Here is a 2,287-nt window from a genome sequence, read left to right on the forward strand (position 1 = left end):
TTTTAACTCAAATAAGCATTGCTTTTCTTCAGAAGTTAGACGAACTTTTAGGGGAGAAGGCATTGTTAGCAATTTCAGGTTTTTAGGTACTTTTATATTTTACCTTTATTTATGCCCACCTACTTATATTCGCGATATTCAGAAAATTTTAGGAATTTTGATGCAGGCAGTTAATTAATATAGTGTTCGGGAATCAGATGGGAGAAACTGATAGATAAATTAGTAGATATTTTAGATAGAATAACTATAGGCATCCTCAATCATTCGTGATAATTTTACTGTTCACTTTTACCAGTTAAGCTGTTACCTAAAAATATAAAATATCTCACAATTATAGCGCTTTGCCCAAGTAATATAATGTCTAGATAATTATTTATCAATAAAATCTCAAGTATTTATTAATGGGGAGGAAGAAAAGGGATGTATTTCGATTTCTTCCCTACTCCCTTAGTGCCTTAATAATAAGTATTCAATTGGAGATAATATCAGACGATTTTGAAAAAGAATGTTACGAATAATAAGGGCGATCGTGCATATTTTACAGGAGATGTCTTTTTGATAAGAACCCCACCCTTAAGGATGGGGTTTAGATAAGTTATGAACTAAGAAATGGTATCAAAGCTATTTATTCTAACTCTTGACTCCTGACTTCCACTCCAGGGAGGGGTTGGGGGTGGGTTGACTAAAACAAAAATCCCCCAGCTATTTGTAGCCAACATTTATAAAATTGGTATAGCGTTTCCCAAGCTCTCGGAGGTACAGTTGTTTTTCTTCTTTATTTATTCCTACGGAACCAGAATTACTACTCCCTACTTCCTATTCCCAGTTAAGTGTTCCCTGTTCCCTAAAACCAGGGAATTTTGTATCTCACGCTTTTTGGGAATTGCTATATAATCAGTAATAACCAAGAGTGAGAAGAGAAAAATAATTAGATAAATCTTTTAGGAATTATTAATTCTTTGTTACTGCTCAAAACAGATTTAGAGTTTTATCAAAGATTTAGATTCGTTTTGTTATATAGTAATCCTAAATTGGTTGTGAAAATTTTTATAACAGTTAATATAAAGGGAAAACCCTTGAAATTATAACTCCTGACTGCTGAGTTCTGACTCCTAACTACCACCAAAATATTATAACTAAAATAGGATTGCTATATAGTGTTTCTCACTCTTTTTAAGATCCGGTTTTTTGTGATTCTTTTCTGTTCCCTATTTTCTGTTGCCTAAAAACTATAATTTTGTACCTCACCAGTATTAGAATTGCTATAATTGAATCCAGAGACTCAATAAGAGGAACATCAATGCAATTCCCAATAAATAAACTGAAAAACTGTGGCTTATTCTTAGCAGTAATTTATATCTTCAATGGAGCTTGTACAGAAATTCCTAATTCTTATTCTGAACCACAAATCTCTAATACTTCAGATGTTTCCCAAACTGGAAAAATCTCTCAACTAAAAATAGCAGTTATACCTGCTGTTAGTACAGAAGAACAGCAGAAGAGAATTCAACGCTTGGATAAATATTTAGAACAAGAATTAGAGATTCCTGTTGAAATTAAATTAACTAAAGATTATGATACCACCGTTGATTTTTTGGTAAGCGGTCAAGTTAAAATGGCTTATCTCGGACCGTTTACTTATATTAAAGCTAAACAGAAAAACCCAAACTTAGAACCCATTGTTGCTCATATTGAAAAGACTACTGGTCGTCCCTGGTACAAGAGCGTCATTGTTACTAGAAAAGATTCGGGAATTAACACTGTACAAGACCTAATTGGGAAGCGATTTAGCTTTGTCAATAAGTCTTCTACTTCTGGATTTCTAGTTCCTTCTGCTTACTTTAAAACATTAGGGATTATTCCAGAAAAAGATTTTTCAGCGGTTGAATATGCAGGTGGACATGACAAGAATGCACTAGCTTTGGAAGCTGGAAAAATTGATGCCATTGCCATTGAAAAGCCGACTTATATAGAGTTAGAAAATCAAGGTTTATTATCTGAAGATAAGTATAAAATTATTTGGGAATCTGACCCTATTCCGAATTCTCCCATAGTTATTTCTACTCAACTACCCGCAGAATTTAAAACAACACTTAAGAAAGCCCTAATTAATGCACCAGAAGGTTTAGTCGGTATTGGAGGAATTGAATCAGCAGGTTAAACTTTAGTTTCAGACGAAGATTACGAACCTGTACGAAAACTGCAAAAGTTGCTTAACGCTCCATCTTAATCTAAGAAGCTGTTTGAGAAGTGCTGCATCACACTGATGAATCCTAAAAACCTAACC

Annotated in this window: 1 protein-coding gene; it reads left to right on the forward strand. The window is 33.6% G+C overall.

What is annotated here, in order from left to right; all coding sequences use genetic code 11:
- The first annotated feature begins 1,300 nt into the window (after nt 1-1,300).
- On the forward strand, nt 1,301-2,161 hold the full coding sequence (locus tag F6K22_RS39035; protein WP_293110328.1) for a phosphate/phosphite/phosphonate ABC transporter substrate-binding protein: 861 nt from the start codon (nt 1,301-1,303) through the stop codon (nt 2,159-2,161).
- Nucleotides 2,162-2,287 lie beyond the last annotated feature (126 nt).

Source organism: Okeania sp. SIO2F4 (assembly GCF_010672385.1).
Lineage (GTDB): Bacteria > Cyanobacteriota > Cyanobacteriia > Cyanobacteriales > Microcoleaceae > Trichodesmium.